The following is a 21,788-nucleotide window of genomic DNA, read 5'->3' as shown; positions in this document are numbered from 1 at the left end:
GAGATTATGTTTTGTTTAATATTTTTAAATAAAGACCAATTTAAGATCATTTTTGGGCTTTTATTTAATACAAATCCAGCACTTCGTTGAAATTAATTATTAACTTATTGATATCATATAGAAACTGAGTTTGGAATTTTTATTAAAAATCAATATTTTTTAGATCATGGACTAAAATAAGGAGCTATTGTAGATACAAAATCTGCTTAAAATGCGCTTTATGCTAATAAACAACTGAATATTTAATTCAAAGGGGATAATTAAAAAAACGTTTAAATTGTCGGGTGTTAATTAAATCCACTTTTTGCATCATCTCAGTAGAATTAGGTCTGACAAGCTGCTTAAAGGATTTTTGTAATTTATAATTACCTTAAACATCGTCCCATGAGCTTGTCATCGACCCACGATTGTAGATAATAACGAATAGGTCTACTCTAGCTTCAAAGCTGACATTATCCACCCAAAAAGTGATTCTGACATTTTAAAACATAGTTTATTCAACAAGCCTTTTCATTTCGTCTGAAATGTCATTAAATTTTTGAAATAAACCATTATCTAGATATTCAGAAATATGTTCTCCCTCAGATATATTTTTTAACATAGTATCAGTGCTTGAAAATATGGATGCTAAAGATTCAATTTCTGCTTTTACATTATCAGATTTTTGATGATTTTTTCTTAGATTTTTATAGGTACTTATTTTCATCAAAATCAAGCTGATCTCTTTTCGCTTATTAGGGATAGCCTTTGATGACATAAGTGCTTGATTTATTTCTTCTACTAGTGGATCGAGGCTATTTAATAGCGCTTGGGTCTTTTTATTCTCTTCATCATTATTCATTATAAGCTCCTGATTTTCATCAATTAATTATTAAATGGTTTGGAACTATAGGCTAAATAGGCGGTGGTCGCTGCAAGGGCAGTGATACCAACACCAATAGCAAAGTTACGAACTATTCTACGAAGAGACTCATATGTTGATTGTGGTTGTTGGGGACCCTGATTTTTTATCTCGTCAACCTTTTCTTTTTGCGCTGTTTGTTCCTTTACTCGTTCTAGAAAAGCTTCGGGGCCAGTGCCTACAGCTTCGCGTGCGACTCTTCTTCGCTCATTTGCTACGCGTTCTAATTTTCCTAGCGCATTGTCATAGTGCAATTTTTCTTCTGCACCCAGGCTTTTCACTACATTATCTATATCCTTTTGAGTTCTTTTTGAACTTTGTTCTCTCTCGACTTTTTCTAGCACTTCGCTTTCTTCTGGTGTCAGGTCTGGTTCTGGAATTTTTGATAAGGCAATATTGGCATCATTAACGGCAATTTTTGCAGCTAACACTTGTGGCGCATTCTCTATTCCCTTGGGAAAGCCGATCTTCTCAGCACCAGAAGCTATAGCAATAAGTTGACCCCATGTGTACCCATCTACTTTAACCCGGTGGATTTCGTTTTCTTCGAAGTCACTTCCTTCGCATCCAGGTGCAAATGGTTCTCCTTCCCTACCGACTCCATCCACAACAGCAATTCCGCCCCGGTTAATGAATGTGTCATAAGTTATACCATTTGAATGATCCTCGAGCCACATATGCTCAGGAGTCATTTTTCCTTCTCGGAAACCCCCACAAAGGTACAAATTGTCAACAGGCAATACTGTTTTTTGTTGTTTCCTGAGTTCTAGAATTTCTTGCATATTTTCCGAACGTTCTGCGTTAAGCACTTCTTCTTCTGGTTCTGGATAAGGTTGAATTACATAATTTTCATCAAGATCTTTTTTATCCTGTTCTGCGAACTCATGCATAATTCGATCCTGAGCACGTTGAATTTCTTTTGGGGTGCCAATATCTGAATATGTGGAGTTTAGTTCCTGGGCTTTGTCCCATGTGATTGGACTTGCAATGGCAAAAACGTGGCACGATATCCCTTTATCGTATGATGCGAAATTATTGTTATTCCTCCCGGTGATTGCTCTACCAGGATTTGAGTGCTCTTGAAATATTGCGTTGTATACAGGAGTTGCGTTTGGTTGTTTTGCCATGATACCTTTCCTACATTTTGGTTTAAATTAATTTATATTGTTACATTATAATACAAAAACCAGTGATCACAAATAAGAACGAGGTATCGATTTATGAAGAATGAAGATTTAAGTACCAAATCGCGGGTTAGGTAATAAAACAGGTAAAAGAGAAAAATATTGAGGTAATTGTTTGGAAATTTTAGAGTCTGTTAGCATGTGCTCCTCAATCAAATGTCAATAGACCCTGATTTAAATCAGAAAAAAATTATTTATTTTTTGTTTTTTATATTTTGCAAGAAGAATTGTCTCCTATGCTTACTTTGATTAATAAATCCTTAATAATTTACCTATAAAATATCAATTATTGATCAAATGGTGTTTATTTTGCATGAAAAACAGCAAGACCGAATCTAAAAAAAACATCACTCATTTTGTTGTATTTGGCGACAGTCTTTCTGACGGTAAAAACATGGCAGAAAAATTTTCTTTTTTAGGTTCATGGGTGAAAGGTTTATGGCTTAAAGCACTAGGATTAGATAAGTCTCCCAATGAACGTTTTACCAATGGTTATACGTGGGCAGACTCGCTTAGATCAACTCTTATCAGTAAATTTCTTAATGACGATAAAATAAAAAAAGATTCTTATCACCGATTTGGAAAATATAATCGGGATAATGCGGATATCAGTGATGATATTCTTTATCAGCCTCCTTACAGCCTAAATAGATATACTGTGGATGACGTTACAGCTGAATTAAGAGAAGTAAAACGTAAGCCACGTATAGAAGATAGAGATGAAGGACATCTATTTGCGGCAAAGCAAGAAGATACCCCCGAGGAGGTAATAAATCCTGGACATATAGTCGATTGCACTGATATAGCTGATGCCGCAATCGCACATCGGCATAAAACGAATGCTCAACGAGCCGTTCTACGAAAAAAATGGGGTTTCTGAACGCGTCAACACTCCAAAAGTCTTCTGATGATATATCAGACCAGATAATTACAGATCCTCGTTACAGAAAATACATTCAAGAATATTATTCACTCGATGATGGACGTACTGGCCAATATAACGGGCAAAATTTCTTCGCAAATTACAGTCAAGGTGGGGCAACATCTTATGATTACAGCTGGAAGGGGCTTTTTCTTTCTCTGCTTGCTCCATTTACAGCGATAAAACTTTTTTTTACTCGCTTAATTGTATCTAATTTGTCAAAGCAGGTGGATCAATTTCTCGTTGATCTTGAGAAACAGGAGGATTATGAAGATAAAGAAAGGACATTGATTACTGTATTTTCTGGTGCTAATGATTTAATTACGGTTAATTCAGAACCAACAAAAGAGTCAGCAAATCTTGCAGTACAAAGTAATATAGATAACCTTGAAAAATTAATTCAACAGGGTTTTAAAAATATTGTGCTTTGCAATTTGCCTGATTTATCGTTAACTCCACGTTTTCAGGGTACACCAAGCGAAGGCAAAGCGCACGAAGTTACGGAATATTTTAATACCCAACTCGAAGAGAAATATAAAAAATTAAAAGAGAAATATCCTTCATGCTCCATTGATTTTTTCAATATCAATTCTGTCTTTACTAAAATATACACAGACGTCCGAGATAACCCTCAATCAGAATATGCACTATATTTTGATCGTAAAAAACTCAAAGAAGCTTATAAAGATTCAACAGACTATACAATGACTCCAGAGAGAACCTCCCCAGGTTCTAAACATATGTTTTGGGATGATGTGCATCCAACTGCCACCATGCATTCTTTGTTGATGTCTGAATTCTATAAAAATATAGATGCTTTAAGTAAATATAAAATCTCCGCACCAGCAGAACAAAGTCCTGAACAATTGTGTAAAAAATTCAGACAAAAGTATCATGAAAAATTAGAAAGCTCTCGGTTTGGATTTTTGCATCCCAATAAAGAACTTTCTATTAATTATAAAGAACCAGCAAAAGCGTTGAATTGTATATTACGCTTTGCGCTTGATAAAAATAACAAAAAAGCAGACTACATACGCGCAGCAATGACTGATTTAGGTTGGTGGGTAAATAATGAGCCCAACATGTGTATTCCTGCTCTTGCTGATGCCATGTGGATTTTAGATTCAACTTTAGCTCGCAAGTTAGAGGCAAAATTGGATCCTCATTTGCAACAGTCCCAATTTAATTCTCCTCAAATGATGATGGAGGCCTTAAATACAGGGGCTGCTCGTCACAAAACTATTCCTCCAGAGCTTGTTTTACCTCCTGAGGTTGAGAAGAAATTAAAAATGATGCAAAAATTTCCTAATAAAGATAAAGAAGGAATGTTGGCTAAAACCAAAGAGAATACACCATTTGAAATACAAGAGTCTTCGACAACGGATAATACGTTGACTTTTGGTTAATTAATGATTGCGCCTGGTGTATCCCCCAACGCATGGAGCATTCGACCCAAAAGTACAAATTGCTTCTCTTAGAAACAAAAAAGCTAAGCTTGAGGAGCAACAGATCCTAATTTTTTAATGCGGCAACAGGAAAATGTAGAATAAATAAATCACTCGCAGAGCAATTCGAATTTAATCTAATGAATTGCGTTTCTTTACTCACAATAAAAATCTATTAATACTAGGAGTTATTAATCAAATGTGAGTAAATTTAATGTATCTTGAAACTAATCAAATTGTATTCTCACCGTCAGATTTAGCGCAGTTTCTGGATAGCCCTTTTGCTTCATGGATGGATCATTTGGCAATAACAAATCCTGAGTTACTCCCGTCCACTGACGAAAATAATGAGTTGCTCAGTGTATTGCATGATTTGGGAAATCAACATGAGTCAGAAGTATTAGCCACTTTTGAAGCAAAAGGATTAACAATTGCCAATTTGAGCAAGCGCACGAACTCTCATCAGGCTACTGTAGAAGCTATGAAAAATGGAGTAGATGTAATTTATCAGGCGCATTTGGAATTGTTACCGTTTAGAGGATATGCTGATTTTTTGATTAAAGTCCAAGGAAAGAGTATTTTTGGAGATTATTGTTATGAAGTTTGGGATACTAAATTAGCTAAGTATGTTAAGCCAAATTTTTTGGTGCAATTATGTTGTTATGCTGAAATGCTTGATGTAATGCAACAGGCAAGAGCAGAGCAGATTACTATCATTCTGGGAAACAAGGAACAAAAACGATTCCGGCTTAATGACTATTTTTATTTCTACAACAATCTTAAGCACAAATTTTTGTTAGAACATCAGCAATTCGATCCCTCTAAATGCCCAGATCCTGCTTTATCTAAAAGTTGGGGAAGGTGGAGTACATATGCAGAAAATCTTCTATTAAAATCAGATCACTTGATTCAGGTTGCTACGATTACTTCGGGACAAATCAAAAAATTAAATCAAGCAGGCATTCATACTATGACTGCTTTAGCTAATGCTGATTATAAAACTGTAAAAGGAATTAAATCTGAATTGTTCGAACAATTAAAAGCCCAGGCCAAAATTCAAAAAGAAAGCATTGGAAAGGATATTCCTGCTTATCAATTAATTAATCATGAAAATGGAAAAAAAATGGGGCTGGCTCTACTACCGCCTAAATCAAAAAATGATATCTTTTTTGATATCGAGGGGTTTCCTTTAGAAGACGGAGGATTGGAGTATCTTTGGGGTGTAACTTATTTTGATGAAAATGATCAACGCCGATACATGGATTTTTGGGCACATGACAAAGATCAGGAAAAAGAAAGTTTTAGATCATTTGTTGAATGGGTCTATAAAAGGTGGCAGCAAGATCTTTCGATGCACATTTACCATTATGCAAGCTATGAAATTACTGCTTGCCGCAAGTTAATGAGCAGATATGGGGTATGTGAGTATGAAGTGGATCAATTGTTACGTAATGAAGTATTTGTTGATTTATACAAAATCGTAAAAGGTGCGCTATTAATAGGGGAACCGCGTTACTCAATCAAAAATGTGGAGCATTTATATCGCGCTAAACGAGCTACGGAGGTTGGTTCTGGTGGCGATTCAGTGGTTGTTTACGAGCGGTGGCGAGAAAATCCTGATGGTGATACGTGGCAAACCTCAAAAATATTAAACGATATTCGCTCTTATAATATTGATGATTGTAATTCTACTCAGGAGTTGGTGACCTGGTTAAGAGAAAAACAAGAAGCCTGCGGTATTTCTTTTCTTGGCAAAACAGAATTGATTGAACCTGAAATTAAAGAGGAAATTAATGAGCGTCTCAAACTTCGCAACAGATTACTTGAAAAAGCCTTGCAATTGCATAGCGAAGGTCAGGAGCAGTTATCTAAACTGCATTCTGTTATGGCTTGGTCCATCGAATTTCATAGGCGTGAATCCAAGCCTGTCTTTTGGCGGCTATTTGATCGACTAGGTTTAAACGAAGAAGAGTTACTAGAGGATATAGATTGTCTTGCTTATTGTCAGCGAACTGAAAAACCACCTTATAAATCGACTCCAAAAGCACGAAATTTAGTTTATGAATATTCATTTGATCCGGATCAGGAGTTCAAAGCGAATGCAAAAGAATATTTTCTGCTAGGCTACGAAACGCCTGATGGCAAAAATATAAAGGCGAGTTGCCATCATGAAGGCAGTGATTTAGAGCATGGGATTATTGCACTACAAATAAAAAATGAACCTGATAGTCTTGTTACCTTAATTCCAAACGAATATGTTGATCCTGATCCAATACCCCAAGCAATTACAAAACAAGCAGAAGCTTTTGCAAATGGGGGGTTAGCCCAAACTGCTATAGTTGATTTTTTGGGCAAATCTATTCCGAGAATCAAAGGACATATATCGGGTCAAGCGATAGCACCTAGTCATGATCCAGAACAACGGTTGCATGAGATTATTCAGGCAGTTATTAATTTGGATAATAGTTATCTGACTATTCAGGGGCCACCGGGTGCTGGCAAAACATATACAGGCAAGCACTTGATTGCTGAATTGATTAAAAAAGGGAAAAAAGTAGGTGTATCTTCTAATAGCCATAAAGCCATCAATAATTTATTGATTCATACTGCGAAGTATTGCCAAAAAATGGGAATTACTGGGCATTTTTGCTGTAAAAGCAAAACGGATTCAGTCATTGATGATTTAAAAATTAATGTTTTGGAAAATAAAGATATTGGTAATTTTTTGCAGCCAGGATGTGTCGTAGGAACTACGGCCTGGGGTTTTTCCAGAGATGATCTTGAACATGCATTTGATTATCTTTTTATTGATGAGGCAGGGCAAGTTAGTGTTGCAAATTTGATTGCTATGAGTAGGGCAACATCCAATATCATTCTAATGGGTGATCAGATGCAATTGGGACTGCCTTCTCAAGGCAGTCATCCAGAAGAGAGTGGATTGTCCATTCTCGATTACCTGTTACATTCAACTCCGACTATTCCTGATTCAATGGGCATATTTTTGGGAACAACTTATCGCATGCATTCGGCGGTCAATCAATTTATTAGTGAGGCCATATATGAAGGTAAACTTGAATCAGCTCCCGAAAATGATGAACAATTGATAATTGTCCCTATGGGTTATCATGGTATTTTGAATAAAGAAGCAGGAATAATTGCTGTACCGGTGATTCATGAAGGTAATACACAAGCGAGTGATGAAGAAGTAGTGCAAATTACTTCTTTGGCTCATGAATTGCTGGGACGGACTTTTAACGCCAAAAACGGTCGACAAAGAATAATTGATTGGGAGGATATCCTTTTTGTTGCGCCATATAATTTTCAGGTTAATAAACTAAAAGCAGCTCTTGGAGATAAAGCAAGGGTAGGTAGCGTTGACAAATTCCAGGGACAAGAAGCACCAATTGTATTTTTAAGTATGTGTGCAAGTAGTGCTAATGAGTCACCCCGTGGGTTAAATTTTCTTTTTGATAAAAATCGCATTAATGTTGCAATCTCTAGATCACAATGTTTAGCTGTTATTGTGTATTCTCCAGCATTGTTGGATTCTGTACCAAATAATGTAGAGCAAATTGCTATGATGAATATGTTTTGTCAATTAGTGAAAAATCGGTAGAGTAGATACAGACACTCAGATGCGAAGCTGGAAACCTTAAAATTTGAGATCTGATGTCTCTTAATTTATTTAATAGTCTGAATCAGTGCTGAAAAATAATTGGGTTGTTCAGGTCTTTGATACCAAGCTAAAGAAATTGGATTTGGGTACGATTGATTTTCATTGAGAATAATCAGCTCTCCTGATTCTATATAAGGCGCTGCAAATTCTTGCGAGAGGACTCCATAACCAAATTCATGAATAAAGAACTGCGCAATACTTTCGGTATTATTAATAAAATGTCTTTCGGTCTGAATATATTGCAACAAATCGTATTTTTTTAAATAAGAAAATGTCATTTGATCGTCTTGTCCAAAATCAATTATTTTCTCGTTAGATAGAATATCAATAAGCCCCCGATTTTTCCATTTTGCAGAACAAACTAATAAATAGTGTTCGGGCATTAAAGATTTGCTTTCCATTTCTTGCGTCACCTGTTCGGGTGATAAAATCACCAAATCAAACTTTCCTGATTTTAATTGATGGCTTATATCAAAATTGTCATTGATTAAACAGGTGATGTGTAGTTTAGGAAACTCTTTCATGACAGATTGGCACTGTGGAATGATACGTGAGCGCATCACGCTTGTAGGTCCAGCAATTTTGATGCGTAAATTAGATAAAGTTCCAGCACCTTGAATACTTGCAAGTACAGATCCACCCATCTCTGTGACACGTTGGCAGTAACGATGAAGCTGCTCTCCCTCGGTGGTTAATAACATGCCACGTCGGCTACGAATAAATAACGTGGTCTTGAGTTTTTGTTCTAGTTGACGCAATCGTTGTGTCACAGCAGTTTGTGTTAAAAAAAGAGATTCTGCTGCCGCATGAACAGTCCCTTCTTTAACAATTGCTTCGAATGCAATTAATTGTGGATCGAGCAATATCAAAATAATTCATCAATTTATAAAAATAATGAATTATACGTATCATTAAATTCAAAATACAATAGTATTCATTCCAAAGAGGAAATAGAAAATGCTTAAATTGAACTATGCAAGTTGCTCTGATCCGAAAATGGCTCAAGCAGTCCTTTTTAGTGCAAACACACGATGCGCTGGAACAGCTCCGACTTTTTCATTAACATCATCTCAGGATGAATTTTCCGCAGATTTTATTCGTCGCGTTGATAATAAATTACATTCACTTCCCGAGAATCTTAAATTGGGCGATACATTATGGGATTTTGGGGATATGGAAATATCCCATCATACTTTGGAAAATGAAATGAATATGGTCTCTACACATTTCCATGAGTTAATGAAAAACGGAAAAATACCTATTTGCCTGGGAGGTGATCATGTGATTAAGTTCTCTGCCCTAAAAGCTTTAGACAAAGTTTTTACTGGTGAATATGGAGTCATTTATCTTGATGCCCATCCTGATTGTGAAGCCCAAGACGTACTTTCATATAGTTCGATATTACATCATGGGTTTCAACTCCCAACTTTAACCCCCAGACAAGTAATGTTAGTAGGGATCAGACAATTTACTGAAAGTGAGGCATTGGCATTATCTCGATATTTACCCAATATGGGTACTATTATGGGTAGCGAGTTTAGTCATGCGCCACTTGAAGTTTTAGCCCAGAAAATTATCAAACAATTTTCAGGTTTAAAACACCTTTATTTTTCAATTGATCTTGATGGGTTGAGTCCTACTTGTGCTCCCGCAGTAGAAAGCCCTTATCCTGGAGGCCCCGATGTAAATCACATTATTTACTTAATTCATATCTTGCGTCACCATTTCACCTATGTTGGTTTGGATATAAGCGAAATGATTCCAAAGCTCGATTCGAATTATGTTACAGCATTAGCTGCTGCGCGAATCCTTAAAGAATTTTACAGTGTAATCTAATTGGATAATATTCGAATTTTCATACTTGATTTAAAATAGTTTACATGATTTATGTTAAATTTAGATAAACCAATTGCTTCTTATAATTCATAAAGTGTGGTGTTATGCAAAAGGCTCAAACATTTATTTTAATTCACGGTGCTTGGCATGCTTCTTGGTGCTGGAAACCTATTGCAAAAGAACTTATTTTGAAAGGACATAAAGTTTTGACGCCTGATTTGCCTGGCCATGGTCTAAAAACTCAAATAAGTAGCTCCGTAAGTTTTACTGATTATGTGAATCATCTTGTTCACTTACTACAACATCAACAGGAACAGGTTATCCTTGTCGGACATAGTATGGCTGGTTTAGTTATTTCAGCGGTTGCAGAAATTATTCCTGATACGATTCGTGAACTTGTTTTTGTTGCAGGCTATGTTCCGCAAGATCAGAAATCTTTGTTTTCATTAGCGTACGAATCTGAATCAAATAATCTGACGCCTTTTTTAATTATCGATGAACGATTACAAGAAATTCGTCTTCAGTGTTCACCCGATTTAATCGATGTCTTTTTTAATTGTTGTAGCAGAGAGGATTCACAAAAAGCGATGTCTCAGTTACAGGCACAGCCTATTCGACCATTTACTGAAACAGTCCGTATTGGGGAAAAATATACGCATATTCCTAAACGCTCTTTAGTCTGTCGCTATGATAAGGCTTTACTTTTAAGTGATCAATTGCGTATGAGTAGAGAAGTTACCGATAATATTATATATTTAGATGCCGATCATGCTGCCTATTATTCAGGTGTCAAACAGATTGTACATGAATTATTAAAATAAGAGAATTGCTTTTATGCGTGAAAAAATTTTAAAAGATCATAATGTTGCTACGACCTCTTTATTAGCGAACTATTGGAAGAATGAGGCTAAATCTAAAGAAAATTGGTCTACATTAACACAAAAACAAGGAACAAGAGAAAAAGACTTATTTAAAGATCCTCTTATGCAGAATTTCGTTAATGAGCACGTAAAAGAAGATGCGGAACAAAGACTTGACAAAAGAATGTGGTTGCCGTTAGCAACCAGAACGCGTTTTTTTAGACAAACTGTATCAGATGCTGTGAAAAATAAAGAAATAAAGCAAGTTATCATTTTGGGGAGTGGTTTTGATACTTTGCCTGCGCGCAAAGTAAAGTATACCCAACAATTTGGAGTACGTTTTTTTGAAATTGACCAGCCACAAATTTTAAAATGTAAAGAACAGATTTATGCGGAACAATGTATTAATAAGAATGCCACTTACATCACCCTTGATTATGTGAAAGGTGATTTAATTGCTGCATTAACAAACAATGATATTGATTTTACAAAGCCAACGTTAATCCTATGGGAAGGAAATACATTTTATCTTGAAAAAGAAGAGGTGCTGAGAATTTTACGTGACTTATCAAGTCAGTTTAGTCACTTGGTTATAACGTTCGATTATATGCACACTTTGATGCAAACAGGGACGCAGCAATTAGACTCATATGCCAAAGAAAAGTGTCTCGAAAAAACATTAGATGAGTTTGCCAGTAAAAAATCTCCTTTTAAAACATTTTTTGAGCCAGACGAGATAGTTTTTGTATGCAACGAGCTGGGGATAGAATGCGTTGATCATAAAACAGCAGCAGAATTAGCCAAAGAATATGAAGTGGATGAAGAACCCTACTATACGGCTGAGACTTATTCCATGATAACGTTTGAGCATCAATAAACACCCTGAGCAAATATAAATGCTGGTAGGCGGCATTTATATTTTGTTTGATTGAAGTATCCCTTCTGTAAACTGATCGTGCCGGATTTAGCTCTCTTTAATTACAAGCACAATCCTAACAATTAAATGAGTATCCGTGTTGAATCCATGTTCCCAATATATTATGAGAGTTAAATAGTTTCTGCATAAATACTACATAAATTGCATACACTGGGTAAGTCTAGTTTAATTCATGTTGTTCATAATTAAATCATGATGTTCTTTAGGAGATTTAATTATGGGCCTTGAAGTTTATACTTGGAAAAGCAGTCGCAAAGGTTTAGGTTTTACAACGCCTGTCAAGTCCACGCTTCTCGGTGGTAATGTCGGTCATGCTGCTGTTGAATTAACTTTTCCTGCTGATGAAAAGGGGGAGGAGTTAGCAAAAAAATATCAGAATACCCAAGGTCTTGCGATAAGTAAACGGACAGAAATGGTTCCAGAACAACAAGCAGATGGAAGTTACAAGGCCAAGGAGCAGATTAATTATTTTGTCTATTTTAGTTGGTGGCCAGGAAATAGTAACGGCCATCACATTAATAGTCATCGGGATGATTTAGAAGCTGAATGGCGCCACGAACCGAGCCAAAAAATTAAATCCTATACCAAAGGATATTTATATGGCGAAAATGTACCCGAAGACAATAAAACCAATGTTAAAGGAAGTTTAGTACGCGAAAAAACGATCACTAAAGTAAAAGAATTTTCACATGCACACTTAAAGCATGATATTGAAAATGATCCAGCCTACAAGGCGTTAATAGCAGAAAAAGACGGATTGCTGGCTGAGAATAGTCGCCTGAGGGATAAGTTAACGATCTATATGCAAGAAGTAGGTCAGGCTCTCATTGAAAACAGAGAACCTAACAAAGCTCTTGATCTCACTGAAGCTGAAAATGATCGATGTAGAGTAATCCCAAAGGAAATAACCCGAGTCAATGAACAAATCGAGTTATGTAAGATGGACTTTGAAGAACGACATCTTAGTGTTGGAGAAGCACCTGCGGCGATCATTAGAATACCAACCAATTATGATCATAATGCGCCAGATTTTGCACTGGATGCTGAAAAAATTCTGGAGGAGATGGCCTCCTTATCGCAGAGCGCAAGCGCTTATAATTATACTAAATTTAATTGTTCCACTACTGCCACAAAGGTTGTCAAAGCAGGGATCGGTGATGAACTAAAAATGACCATGGAGGTGGATGGATTTGATGTTGGAAAAGCGGCTAAAGCATTTATTTCGACGCCAACATCGTTTTGTGCATTTAGTAAAAAAATTCAATCAGAATTGCTTCATCTTAATACGAAGCAAGATATGAGCGAACAACGACAAATGGATGAACCTCAAATTGCACCTTCAAATGCGTTCAAGGCACGGCTCAGAGAAATAACTCAAGAACCAATAAAAATAGAAGAGCGGGAAAAAGTCGATGTCGGTTTTGCTATGGGATAATAGTATCATTGGTTAGAGAAAGATGTTTGTTCTCTGTATGATACTTAACTAGACCTATGTATAAAAAAATACATTTTAAGACCTGGATTGGAAATGTACATATAATGCTATAATAGAAACGCCATTATGGCGTTCATTTTTGCCCACGTTTGGTTAAGTTTTTTAATAACCAATGCAAAAAATCTCGGGCCAGTTGCCTCACTAATGTATTTTTACTCACTGTTACCAATAGAGAGGGTTCTGATGCGGACGTTTTCTCATGTGTGGCTTGAGACGTATCCATTGTTATAGTTTGCTTTTTTTCTGCAAGCATTTCAGCAGCGGAATGTGGATTTTGCGGACGAAAATAGCGTTGGTACAAATGAGATGCGTTCAGTATTTGTTGGACTTCACTATCAGTTAATACACCCATTCTCGATTCTGGTGGTCTAATCAAGCAGTGAATTAACGGTGTTGGTTCTCCTTCAGCATCAAGAGCGCTCAAAAGAGCTTCACCAATGCTTAATGTAGTTAACATTTTTTCTGTATCATAATAAGTTGATGGTGGAAAGTTTTGTGCTACTAATTTCATCGCTTGGCGATCTTTTGCTGTGAATGCGCGAAGTGCATGTTGAATTTTTAATCCGAGCTGTCCTAAAACTGCTTCAGGAATATCGTTTGGGGTTTGAGTGCAAAAAATCAAACCTACACCTTTGGAACGAATTAATTTAACAATGGTTTCTAGAGTGTTTAATAAGGCTTTGCTGGCATTTTTGAAAATTAAATGGGCTTCGTCGATAAATAAAACTAACTTTGGTTTGTCAGGATCGCCTAATTCTGGTAATTGGCGATAAATATCGGTAAGTAACTTTAACATAAAAGTTGAAAACAATTGAGGTCGATCTTGCATGTCCATTAACCGGACAATGGAGATAATCCCCTGACCGTGTTCGTTATATTGTAATAAATCATCAATTTTAAAAGCGGGCTCCCCAAAAAAATGCTGGCCCCCCTGCGATTCTAATTCGACAATTTTGCGCATAATAGAACCTATTGAGGCTGATGCAACACTACCATATTGAGATTCTATTTCAGCATTACCTTTTTTGCTTTGTATGTATTGCAATAAGGCTTTAAAATCCTGTAAATCAATTAGTGGCATGGAGTTATCTTTAGCATATTCAAAAATAATAGTGATGACTCCCGCCTGAGTTTCATTAATTCCTAACATTCTTGAAAATAAAAGGGCACCAAAATCAGCAACAGTGGTGCGTAAGGGGACTCCTGCAACACTACTTAGAGTGAGTAACTCTACGGGATATCCTCGAGGATTATAGGATACTTGCAGGGATTGGCATCGAGCTTCAAGATCTGGATTAGCCTCTCCTGACTTTGCCAATCCGGATATATCTCCTTTAATATCCATCACCAGACTAGGGACTCCAGCCAGAGACAATTGCTCGGAAAGCACTTGCATGGTTTTTGTTTTTCCACTACCCGTGGCTCCGGCAATTAAGCCATGTCGGTTAAATGATTTGAGTACAAGATTAACAGGAGCATTTTTTACTATTTTATTTTCAATAAGAATGCCCCCGAGTTGTAAGGAAGCAATGCTTTTGGGTACTTGATAAGGGGTGCTGAGATCTTCATACATAAAGACATCCTTGTTGCAGTTTATATGCATTAATTATACTCATTAATTTAGATTATTGCTGGGCATGTGGATTAGGAATTACGTTTTAAGAAGTTCATTAGCGTTCGACTCAAGCTAATGCTGAAGTAGAGCGTAAGCTAGGGAAGGCGTTGCTCTTGTATCTTATCGCCAAATATTACTCTAAATTTGTCTTTATCTCTGCTTTCGCACTGGTTTTTGCCCAAAATTTTTAACTTGCGACTAAGACAGTGCTTTCGCAGAGGGGGTATCTTTCTATCTTTAAGATTAAGGTTGCAAATTTTGCTGTATTTTTTTTGCCATCTCTAAATGTTGTGTTACCGCTGCACGAGTATTGATTAGAAAGCTCTTGATTGATTCAGTCTTAGCTTTTTTCATTAATTGAGTATCAATTAAATCTAAAGCACCTTGATGACCCTTTACCATGGCATCGATGTAAGCTGTATCAAATTGTTTGCCTTGCAAGCTTCCCAATTTCATCATTGCTTCATTACCTTCTGTAGTTAACTTATTAGCCAGATTAGTGTTTAAAGAATTGAAATGAAGATTGTGGGCAATTTCAAGGACTTGAGTTAGGTTACTCCCATGATGGTCAATTAGAAATTTAGCAAAGTCCATTACCCCCGTACTTACTTTTTTATTGGATGCAACAGCTGCCAGTATAATTTCAGTTTTATCAATCACTGCGATATCTGCCAAAATGTCCATTTCATCGGATGTAACCGCAACATTTTTGACATTTTCTGGTGCGGCAAAACTATTGGTACCGCAAAAAGTATTTCCTAGAGTGACAATGAATCCTATGATGAATAAATTTTTTGATAATTTCATATGAATTTCCTTTTCAAGTGATTAAATTAAAAATATTACTCTATACTTTAACATAAGTAAAAAGGAGGTAATGAATATGACATCAGGAAGAGCTGGCAATGAAATAATTGATGATACTATCATAAAAATTTTAAATACTTTATTAGAACTTGAGATGGCGGGCGTCGTGCGTTATACCCATTACTCCTTTATGATCTTTGGTTTTAATCGTATCCCTATTTGTAAATGGATGCGTGATCAAGCTCAAGAGTGTCTTACTCATGCACATATGATAGGTGAACTTATCACTCATTTTGCACATCATCCAACGCTTAAAATTGGTAAATTATTAGAGACTCATGAACATAATATTAGTCATATTTTAGAAGAGTCTCTTGAGCATGAAAAAGAGGGTTTGAATTTATATCATCAATTACTCCAACATGCGGAAAAAAAATCAGTGTTAGTTGAAGAATTTGCAAGAAAAATGATCCAAGAAGAAGAAATGCATCTTGGGGAAATTTATAAGATGCTTAACCCTCAAGGAGTTTTTAAAGATTAAGAAAAAGATAATCTGGGTCATTGAATCGGTGCTCTGCGGAACTCGTATTTATATTATGGGATTTGTTCTAATGTAATTTTAAAATCAGTTTCTGATTAGTACTGATGGGGAGTGGTTTAGGAGCTCATGGATTTATTGATGGAATTGTAGAGATCCAAAAGACCGGATTTTAATCGAATAGATTGTTTATATCTATATTAAGATTATACTTGTTAAAATTTTTCCAGGGATTTTCTTTTTTCTCTAAGCGCTGAAAAATATTTTTTAAATGATAAGATCGAGGATTTAATGAATTATCATTCAATTCTTTCCAATCCACTGGTGTTGCTATAGGCGCTCCTTTTCTAGCTCGTAAGGAATAAGGTGTTGTTGCGGTCATGGCATAATCATTGCGTAAAAAATCAATAAACACTTTATTGCCACGTTTTTCTTTCCTTTGTTCTAAAGTAGTTATTTCAGGACATTTTTGATGTAGTATTTCTGCAATTTTTCGTGATATGGACTTAATTTTATCAAATTTGTAGTGAGCTTTTAGTGGTAAATGAACATGAAGACCACGAGAGCCAGATGTTTTTACAAAAGTTTTGACACCATATTCTTCTAATATTTTTTTTAAAATAAACGCCGCTTCACGCACTTTTTCAAAATCATCATCTTGGGGATCAAAGTCAAAAATAATTTGATCAGGTTTTTCAATTGAAGATATTGTTGATAATGGACTATGAAACTCAAGAACATCTTGACCTGCCAGATAGACCAATGCTTTTTTAGAACTAATACCTGCCATTTTCATTTCAGAATTATCTTGCAAGGTGATTCTTTAATGAAATCAGGAAAATAATTGGGCCGATGCTTGTTATAAAAACCATTTTCATTGATACCCTCAGGATATCGTTTGATAGTTAAGGGTCTATTTTGTACAAAAGGCAAAAGGTAATCCGAAATTTTATAAAAATATTCTACAACTTCTCCTTTTGAAATTTTGTCATCTGGATAAAGTAATTTGTCAGCATGAGAGATATACATACCAGCAATTTTCATAGTATCGACTCCTAAATAGCGCGTATCTTTGTATTTACCAAGACCTAAAAACGGGGATGTCTTAGGTTTTCATGTTGCGTCCATTCGGTAAAACCGACTTCACCGAAGACCCGCTTTGGGGAATCTTTTGTTGTTCTAAAGTCTCTTTTTTGCTGATAAGTTTTTAATTGGGCATGATTTAATTCCTTTTTTTGAAGCTTTGCTTACTTTTCATTCAATGATTTAATGTATTTAATATGGTCTAATTTTAAATTAATTGTCCAACTTGATTAATTTCAATTAAAGTGGTTAAAAATTGGTATTATTTTGTTGGGGAATGAGTGTTGTCAATTCTGGTTTTAGAGAAAATTATTTTAGAGTCTTTGTACTACTCTAAGCTTTGGGGAAATTATATTTTATAGAAATAGCAACTCTCTTTTAATCCAAATTTGTTTTGTTGGCTACAAAAAAATATACAAATAATCTTCAATTTAATTTTTTCTTAACAATATCGTCTTAAAATATCACATTTAATTGTAATTAATTTAATCATTATGTTTATTTTATAACAATGATTCTTTTGTAGAGTAGAGATTATGCCAAAACCAAAAATTTCCCCAGGGCAAGCGATTTTGTTAGTTTTACAAGAAAATAGACTAACGACAAAAGAAAAATTACGTTTACAAGCGCTTTATATTACCGGTTGTGAAAGTGACGATGATATAAGTTTTTTAACTGACGTTATTTCACGTGCAACAAAGACGAACTCTTACTTACAGGCTGTAGATATTTCATTTGATGCTCAAATTATCGACACTGATCCGAGTCGGCGTTATTTTGAAACACATTTAGCCTTTCATACGACAATTTCTGAGATAAAAAAACTGAAGCAGGATCAAATTCAGCATCATTACACACACATTTTAGAATTAATAAAAAATTATGATCCAGTACTTGGTGATAGCCTAAAAGATATTGCTGATGGAAAGTTAACTTCGCCATGGGATGATTTAGGTAAAATTAAAGAAAAGTTAGGTGCAGATGTGGCAGAGTATCTGCAAGCTATCGGAGAAGCAAAAAAGAAATTCACCTCTGAAGAGTATGGAAAGATTAAATATGTTATTAGCGCAACCTTACTAGGACTGATTTGTACTCGTCTTTATGCTAATAAAGCAAAAGAAAACCCAGAATTATTTAGTGAATTGCCTATTAACATTTATGGTAAAGGCATTTATGCGCCTTCCTATCGCGGAAGGCAAGCACGTGACGGACTTCATTTTTTCTCCACCACGGGAATCATGAAAAGTAATACACCTGCTCCTTACCATAATGATCCAGTTCGGTATGCGAATACAGACACACAGCATAGTTTCACTTTTAAGCCCACGGAAAATAGTCAATACGTACTAGGTAAGAACGAAAAAAATTGGAGCGATGATAATTTTGCAAAATTATTGCAACCTTTTGTGAACTCAATATCCGGAACGATGCTTTCTCACTTGAGAGCTTGTAGTTTGTTGTTATCTGATAACAAATTTCAATTTAATGAAATAGGACCATTTTCTAATTATATTAAGTGCCTCATTTCATCAATGTTGTATCTTTCAGGTGGACACACATTTTATGAATTTACCTCTCCTTTCAAGGTAAAAGAAATTCAAGATGCATATTGTGAAATTTTAGGTTTTGAAGAGCAAATGACTTTAAAAAATTTATTTTATCAGACGAATGATGAGGCGTTTAGTAAAGCGCTAAGCAATGCAGGTGAATATAACTTGCATATAGTGAAGAGAGCGTTAGTGCATGAAGAGTTAATAGATACAGTGAAAACACGCATGAGTAAATAAAAAATCTATTGTTAAAGCGAACTCATATTAATTAACGTTCGTTTAGCGACATACGCTAAATGAACGTTTGACTCAAGAGTGCCTAATTATAAACGGGATTTATTTCGGGTTCAGTAGGGCTGTTTTCAAGAGTTGAGGGCCTGGATAAAAAACTATAATGAAGCATGTTTGATATAGGCCATTGTAGCTGCTGATGTTCTATTACTTGGCCATTACATGAACTCAAAATCAGTTGTCCACTATTATCAAAAATAGAAAAATTTTTGTCATCCGGTAAATTTTCTATCGCATCAATAGATAATGATGTAGCTCTAGGGTTAGTAACAATAGCCTTGTATAGAGAATCCATTCGACTTTCCAGGGGTTCATCATCCATTGATGCAAAATATTTTTGAATACAGAAGGATAATGATGCTGCACTTCCTGCAAGTGTTTTTACAAAACCTTTCTCTCCAGAGGGTAATATGCCTTCTTTCATCAAAAAATTACCTTCTTTATCTGCCAAGTAGAAACTATTTTGTTCTTTACGAATATCCAAAGACCCTAGTTTATATGCTCCATCTTTACAGCCTGTAGGACCTAAGGCATCGGTTATAATAATGATTTTGCTTTTAATTGTATTTTGTATGAGGGAAATAAATGAGGAGGATAAGTGTACGCCATCAGTAATAAGCTCTACGCCCGATGGGCATCGCTCAGGGTTTTCAAGTATCCATTGTACCACATGACTTTGAGCATCATTGGCAGTAAGTTTTCGTGTTTCTCTACTGCAGCTCTCTTGACAACCATTGCCTAAATGGGTAAATCCGCAAGCACCTGCTGCAATAGCTCGATCAATGGCTTCTTTATCCTCTGGATTACAGTGGCCTAGAAATACTTTTACAAAGATTCCTTCCTGCTCAAGTACTTTTGTCTGTTTAATAAAATCTTCTGCACCTGATAAATCAGGAGCAATTGTTATTTTCCAATGTTTAATAGCAGGAGCGACATCAATAATATCCCTAAATTTTTCCATTGAGATATGTTCTTGTAGTGCTTCTTCATCATGAGCACCTTTACATTTTTTGGCGATAAATGGCCCTTCTAGATGCACCCCAATGATTTGAGTAAAACCTGGAATCGGATTTTGCTCTTTTTTCTTTATAAATTCATTGAGTTGAATTAGTGATTTTTTTAAGTCAGTTATTGGCATGGAGACTAGAGTCGCTAGTGCATAAGAAAGGCCTGTTTGACCAAGCGCTTTGACAATGTGCTCTAATTTTTCATCACTTATTTCATCGCCTAAAGCAGAGAAATCAATACCTCCTTGACCATGGACATGGGGGTCTAACATTCCTGGCATTAGAAAATGGCAGCCTTTGGAATCAATAATTTTTTTATCCTGAAGGTGTGATAAGTCATCATCAATATTGAAAACTATCCTAAAACCGCTCTCTGTAACCAGCACATTCTTTAATTCTTTAAGCCCTGCATCGTTATAAACATAAATATTTTTAATGAGCATTTAATATTCTCACCGGAGACAATCTTATAATTATTACATACGCATCATTTTTTGACCCAATTAAAATTGAAAATATTTATTCTGAATGAAGCGGTGTTTTTGTTATCTATGGGTTTAATTAATGAAATTAACTCGATCAAGTGATGAATAATTTATCTTTTGCATTATTTTATATTATAATTGCCAAATTTTTGTTATAAGAGAAATATAATGCCTTCAAATCAATTATCTTCATTATGCGAACAAATTGACAAGCAAAATACAGATCATTTCGGTAAATTTTATATGTATGTTGCTTTGTTAAATACAGTGGCAGTGAGAAATAAAACTTTTGCTCATAGTTTACCCCGGTATTCTAGAGGTCTGGCATTTTGGAGAGATAATCATCTTGATATTGGAGAAATCCCGGTTGAGTTTACCAAGCAACTGAATCGTTATGCCCAAGAGTTCACTAATCCGCAACCTCATTGGTCGAATACTCTTTATAATATTGCTCTGGCTTATGTGCGTAAAGGAAAAATTTCAGATCTTACCTATATCATTGATCAAATGCTCAACCATCTAGTTGCAATACAAGGACATCAAAGTCATAACAATAATATTTATAATCACATCCATTTTGAAGAAAAAAAAGAAGGCTTGATTGCCTTTATTCAACAAGTTTCAATGCTTAATCAACAATTATTGTCTACAGTGGATAGTGGGTGTAATACCGCATTATCTTTATTGGTGGTTACTATGGGAGCAGTGCTGATTTTAGCTTCTATTTTTTCTCTTATCCCTACTGTTATAGGCTTGGGGCTTGTATTGGGAGGAGTATATGGTGCTTATCATTTTATGGAGCAAGCCACGGAACAAACCAAGTTGTTGGAAAACCAAATGGATCAAGTAGTTCAAAAATTAAAGCAACTCCCAAGAGATGAGAGCTTATTTGGTGATGAAAATTACAATGCTTTCTATGCTGCAGCAATTAAACCCTTGCCTTACGCGGCTCTGACCGCGGCAGAACAATTAATGTTGGAGGACTCTCATAAGACCAAATTAAAGGAACAACGCGAGACACTAGATCAAATGTGCGCCATTTTTTCGTATTGATTTGAGCATGACTTTGGTCATTGGAGGTATCTAAATCAAATTTAAAGGTTAAACTCACAATAAATGATATTATGTGAGTCTCGCTAGAATGAAATCCAGAGCC

Annotated in this window: 18 protein-coding genes; 10 read left to right on the top strand and 8 right to left on the bottom strand. The window is 35.5% G+C overall.

Annotation, left to right across the window (positions count from 1 at the left end; all coding sequences use genetic code 11):
• Window positions 1-493 precede the first annotated feature (493 nt).
• Window positions 494-841, bottom strand: coding sequence for a hypothetical protein (locus EL220_RS13400; RefSeq protein WP_027271515.1), 348 nt, complete (start codon window positions 839-841; stop codon window positions 494-496).
• Window positions 842-864: 23 nt separating this feature from the next.
• The gene (locus tag EL220_RS13395) at window positions 865-2,028 is read right to left on the bottom strand and encodes a hypothetical protein (protein ID WP_027271516.1); all 1,164 of its coding nucleotides are present in this window, start codon (window positions 2,026-2,028) and stop codon (window positions 865-867) included.
• Between the two features lie 370 nt (window positions 2,029-2,398).
• Here EL220_RS13395 and EL220_RS19195 point away from each other — a divergent pair, with 370 nt between their 5' ends.
• The 3 genes from EL220_RS19195 (at window position 2,399) to EL220_RS13385 (ending at window position 8,068) form a co-directional block, all read left to right on the top strand.
• The gene (locus EL220_RS19195; RefSeq protein ID WP_232002461.1) at window positions 2,399-2,965 is read left to right on the top strand and encodes a hypothetical protein; all 567 of its coding nucleotides are present in this window, start codon (window positions 2,399-2,401) and stop codon (window positions 2,963-2,965) included.
• Window positions 2,953-4,413 carry an SGNH/GDSL hydrolase family protein gene (locus tag EL220_RS13390; protein WP_232002460.1) on the top strand — a complete coding sequence of 487 codons (1,461 nt, stop codon included), beginning with the start codon at window positions 2,953-2,955 and terminating at the stop codon, window positions 4,411-4,413. The genes EL220_RS19195 and EL220_RS13390 overlap by 13 nt, the downstream gene beginning before the upstream one ends.
• A 253-nt stretch (window positions 4,414-4,666) precedes the next feature.
• Complete coding sequence (locus EL220_RS13385; protein ID WP_027271518.1) at window positions 4,667-8,068, top strand: TM0106 family RecB-like putative nuclease; 3,402 nt, start codon at window positions 4,667-4,669, stop codon at window positions 8,066-8,068.
• Between the two features lie 65 nt (window positions 8,069-8,133).
• Here the strand turns inward: EL220_RS13385 and EL220_RS13380 are convergent, their stop codons facing one another.
• A complete protein-coding gene (locus EL220_RS13380; RefSeq protein ID WP_027271519.1) occupies window positions 8,134-8,997 on the bottom strand; it encodes a LysR family transcriptional regulator in 864 nt (287 codons plus the stop codon).
• An 88-nt stretch (window positions 8,998-9,085) separates the two neighbouring features.
• Between EL220_RS13380 and EL220_RS13375 the strand changes: the two genes are divergently transcribed.
• The 4 genes from EL220_RS13375 (at window position 9,086) to EL220_RS13360 (ending at window position 13,196) form a co-directional block, all read left to right on the top strand.
• Window positions 9,086-9,964 (top strand): arginase family protein, encoded by an 879-nt coding sequence (locus tag EL220_RS13375; RefSeq protein ID WP_027271520.1) that lies wholly within the window; start codon window positions 9,086-9,088, stop codon window positions 9,962-9,964.
• Window positions 9,965-10,068: 104 nt separating this feature from the next.
• Complete coding sequence (locus tag EL220_RS13370; protein WP_027271521.1) at window positions 10,069-10,785, top strand: alpha/beta fold hydrolase; 717 nt, start codon at window positions 10,069-10,071, stop codon at window positions 10,783-10,785.
• A 13-nt stretch (window positions 10,786-10,798) separates the two neighbouring features.
• Window positions 10,799-11,701, top strand: coding sequence for a class I SAM-dependent methyltransferase (locus EL220_RS13365; RefSeq protein ID WP_027271522.1), 903 nt, complete (start codon window positions 10,799-10,801; stop codon window positions 11,699-11,701).
• A gap of 277 nt (window positions 11,702-11,978) precedes the next feature.
• Entirely contained in the window at window positions 11,979-13,196 is a 1,218-nt protein-coding gene (locus tag EL220_RS13360) for a hypothetical protein (protein ID WP_027271523.1), read from the top strand.
• Window positions 13,197-13,329: 133 nt separating this feature from the next.
• Here the strand turns inward: EL220_RS13360 and EL220_RS13355 are convergent, their stop codons facing one another.
• Together EL220_RS13355 and EL220_RS13350 are read right to left on the bottom strand one after the other, a co-directional pair.
• The gene (locus EL220_RS13355) at window positions 13,330-14,829 is read right to left on the bottom strand and encodes a helicase HerA-like domain-containing protein (RefSeq protein ID WP_027271524.1); all 1,500 of its coding nucleotides are present in this window, start codon (window positions 14,827-14,829) and stop codon (window positions 13,330-13,332) included.
• A gap of 285 nt (window positions 14,830-15,114) precedes the next feature.
• On the bottom strand, window positions 15,115-15,678 hold the full coding sequence (locus EL220_RS13350) for a DUF4142 domain-containing protein (RefSeq protein ID WP_232002459.1): 564 nt from the start codon (window positions 15,676-15,678) through the stop codon (window positions 15,115-15,117).
• Window positions 15,679-15,754: 76 nt separating this feature from the next.
• Between EL220_RS13350 and EL220_RS13345 the strand changes: the two genes are divergently transcribed.
• The gene (locus EL220_RS13345; protein ID WP_027271526.1) at window positions 15,755-16,219 is read left to right on the top strand and encodes a ferritin-like domain-containing protein; all 465 of its coding nucleotides are present in this window, start codon (window positions 15,755-15,757) and stop codon (window positions 16,217-16,219) included.
• Between the two features lie 169 nt (window positions 16,220-16,388).
• Here EL220_RS13345 and ligD (EL220_RS13340) read toward each other — a convergent pair whose 3' ends face one another.
• Together ligD (EL220_RS13340) and ligD (EL220_RS19190) are read right to left on the bottom strand one after the other, a co-directional pair.
• A complete protein-coding gene (gene ligD, locus EL220_RS13340) occupies window positions 16,389-17,030 on the bottom strand; it encodes a non-homologous end-joining DNA ligase LigD (protein WP_232002458.1) in 642 nt (213 codons plus the stop codon).
• Entirely contained in the window at window positions 17,009-17,260 is a 252-nt protein-coding gene (gene ligD, locus EL220_RS19190) for a non-homologous end-joining DNA ligase LigD (protein WP_232002457.1), read from the bottom strand. Before ligD (EL220_RS19190) ends, ligD (EL220_RS13340) begins: the two co-directional genes overlap by 22 nt.
• 575 nt (window positions 17,261-17,835) lie before the next feature.
• On the opposite strand from ligD (EL220_RS19190), the gene EL220_RS13335 reads away from it, so the two are divergent.
• Window positions 17,836-19,086: a hypothetical protein gene (locus EL220_RS13335; RefSeq protein WP_027271527.1), complete on the top strand. Its 1,251-nt coding sequence runs from the start codon at window positions 17,836-17,838 to the stop codon at window positions 19,084-19,086.
• A gap of 82 nt (window positions 19,087-19,168) precedes the next feature.
• Here the strand turns inward: EL220_RS13335 and EL220_RS13330 are convergent, their stop codons facing one another.
• The gene (locus tag EL220_RS13330; protein WP_027271528.1) at window positions 19,169-20,590 is read right to left on the bottom strand and encodes an N-acetylglucosamine-6-phosphate deacetylase; all 1,422 of its coding nucleotides are present in this window, start codon (window positions 20,588-20,590) and stop codon (window positions 19,169-19,171) included.
• Between the two features lie 210 nt (window positions 20,591-20,800).
• Between EL220_RS13330 and EL220_RS13325 the strand changes: the two genes are divergently transcribed.
• Window positions 20,801-21,685 (top strand): hypothetical protein, encoded by an 885-nt coding sequence (locus tag EL220_RS13325; protein WP_027271529.1) that lies wholly within the window; start codon window positions 20,801-20,803, stop codon window positions 21,683-21,685.
• Window positions 21,686-21,788 lie beyond the last annotated feature (103 nt).

It is taken from the genome of Legionella sainthelensi (genome assembly GCF_900637685.1).
Classification (GTDB): domain Bacteria; phylum Pseudomonadota; class Gammaproteobacteria; order Legionellales; family Legionellaceae; genus Legionella; species Legionella sainthelensi.
Note: the sequence above shows the minus strand (reverse complement) of the source record. Positions and strands in the feature narration are given on the sequence as shown.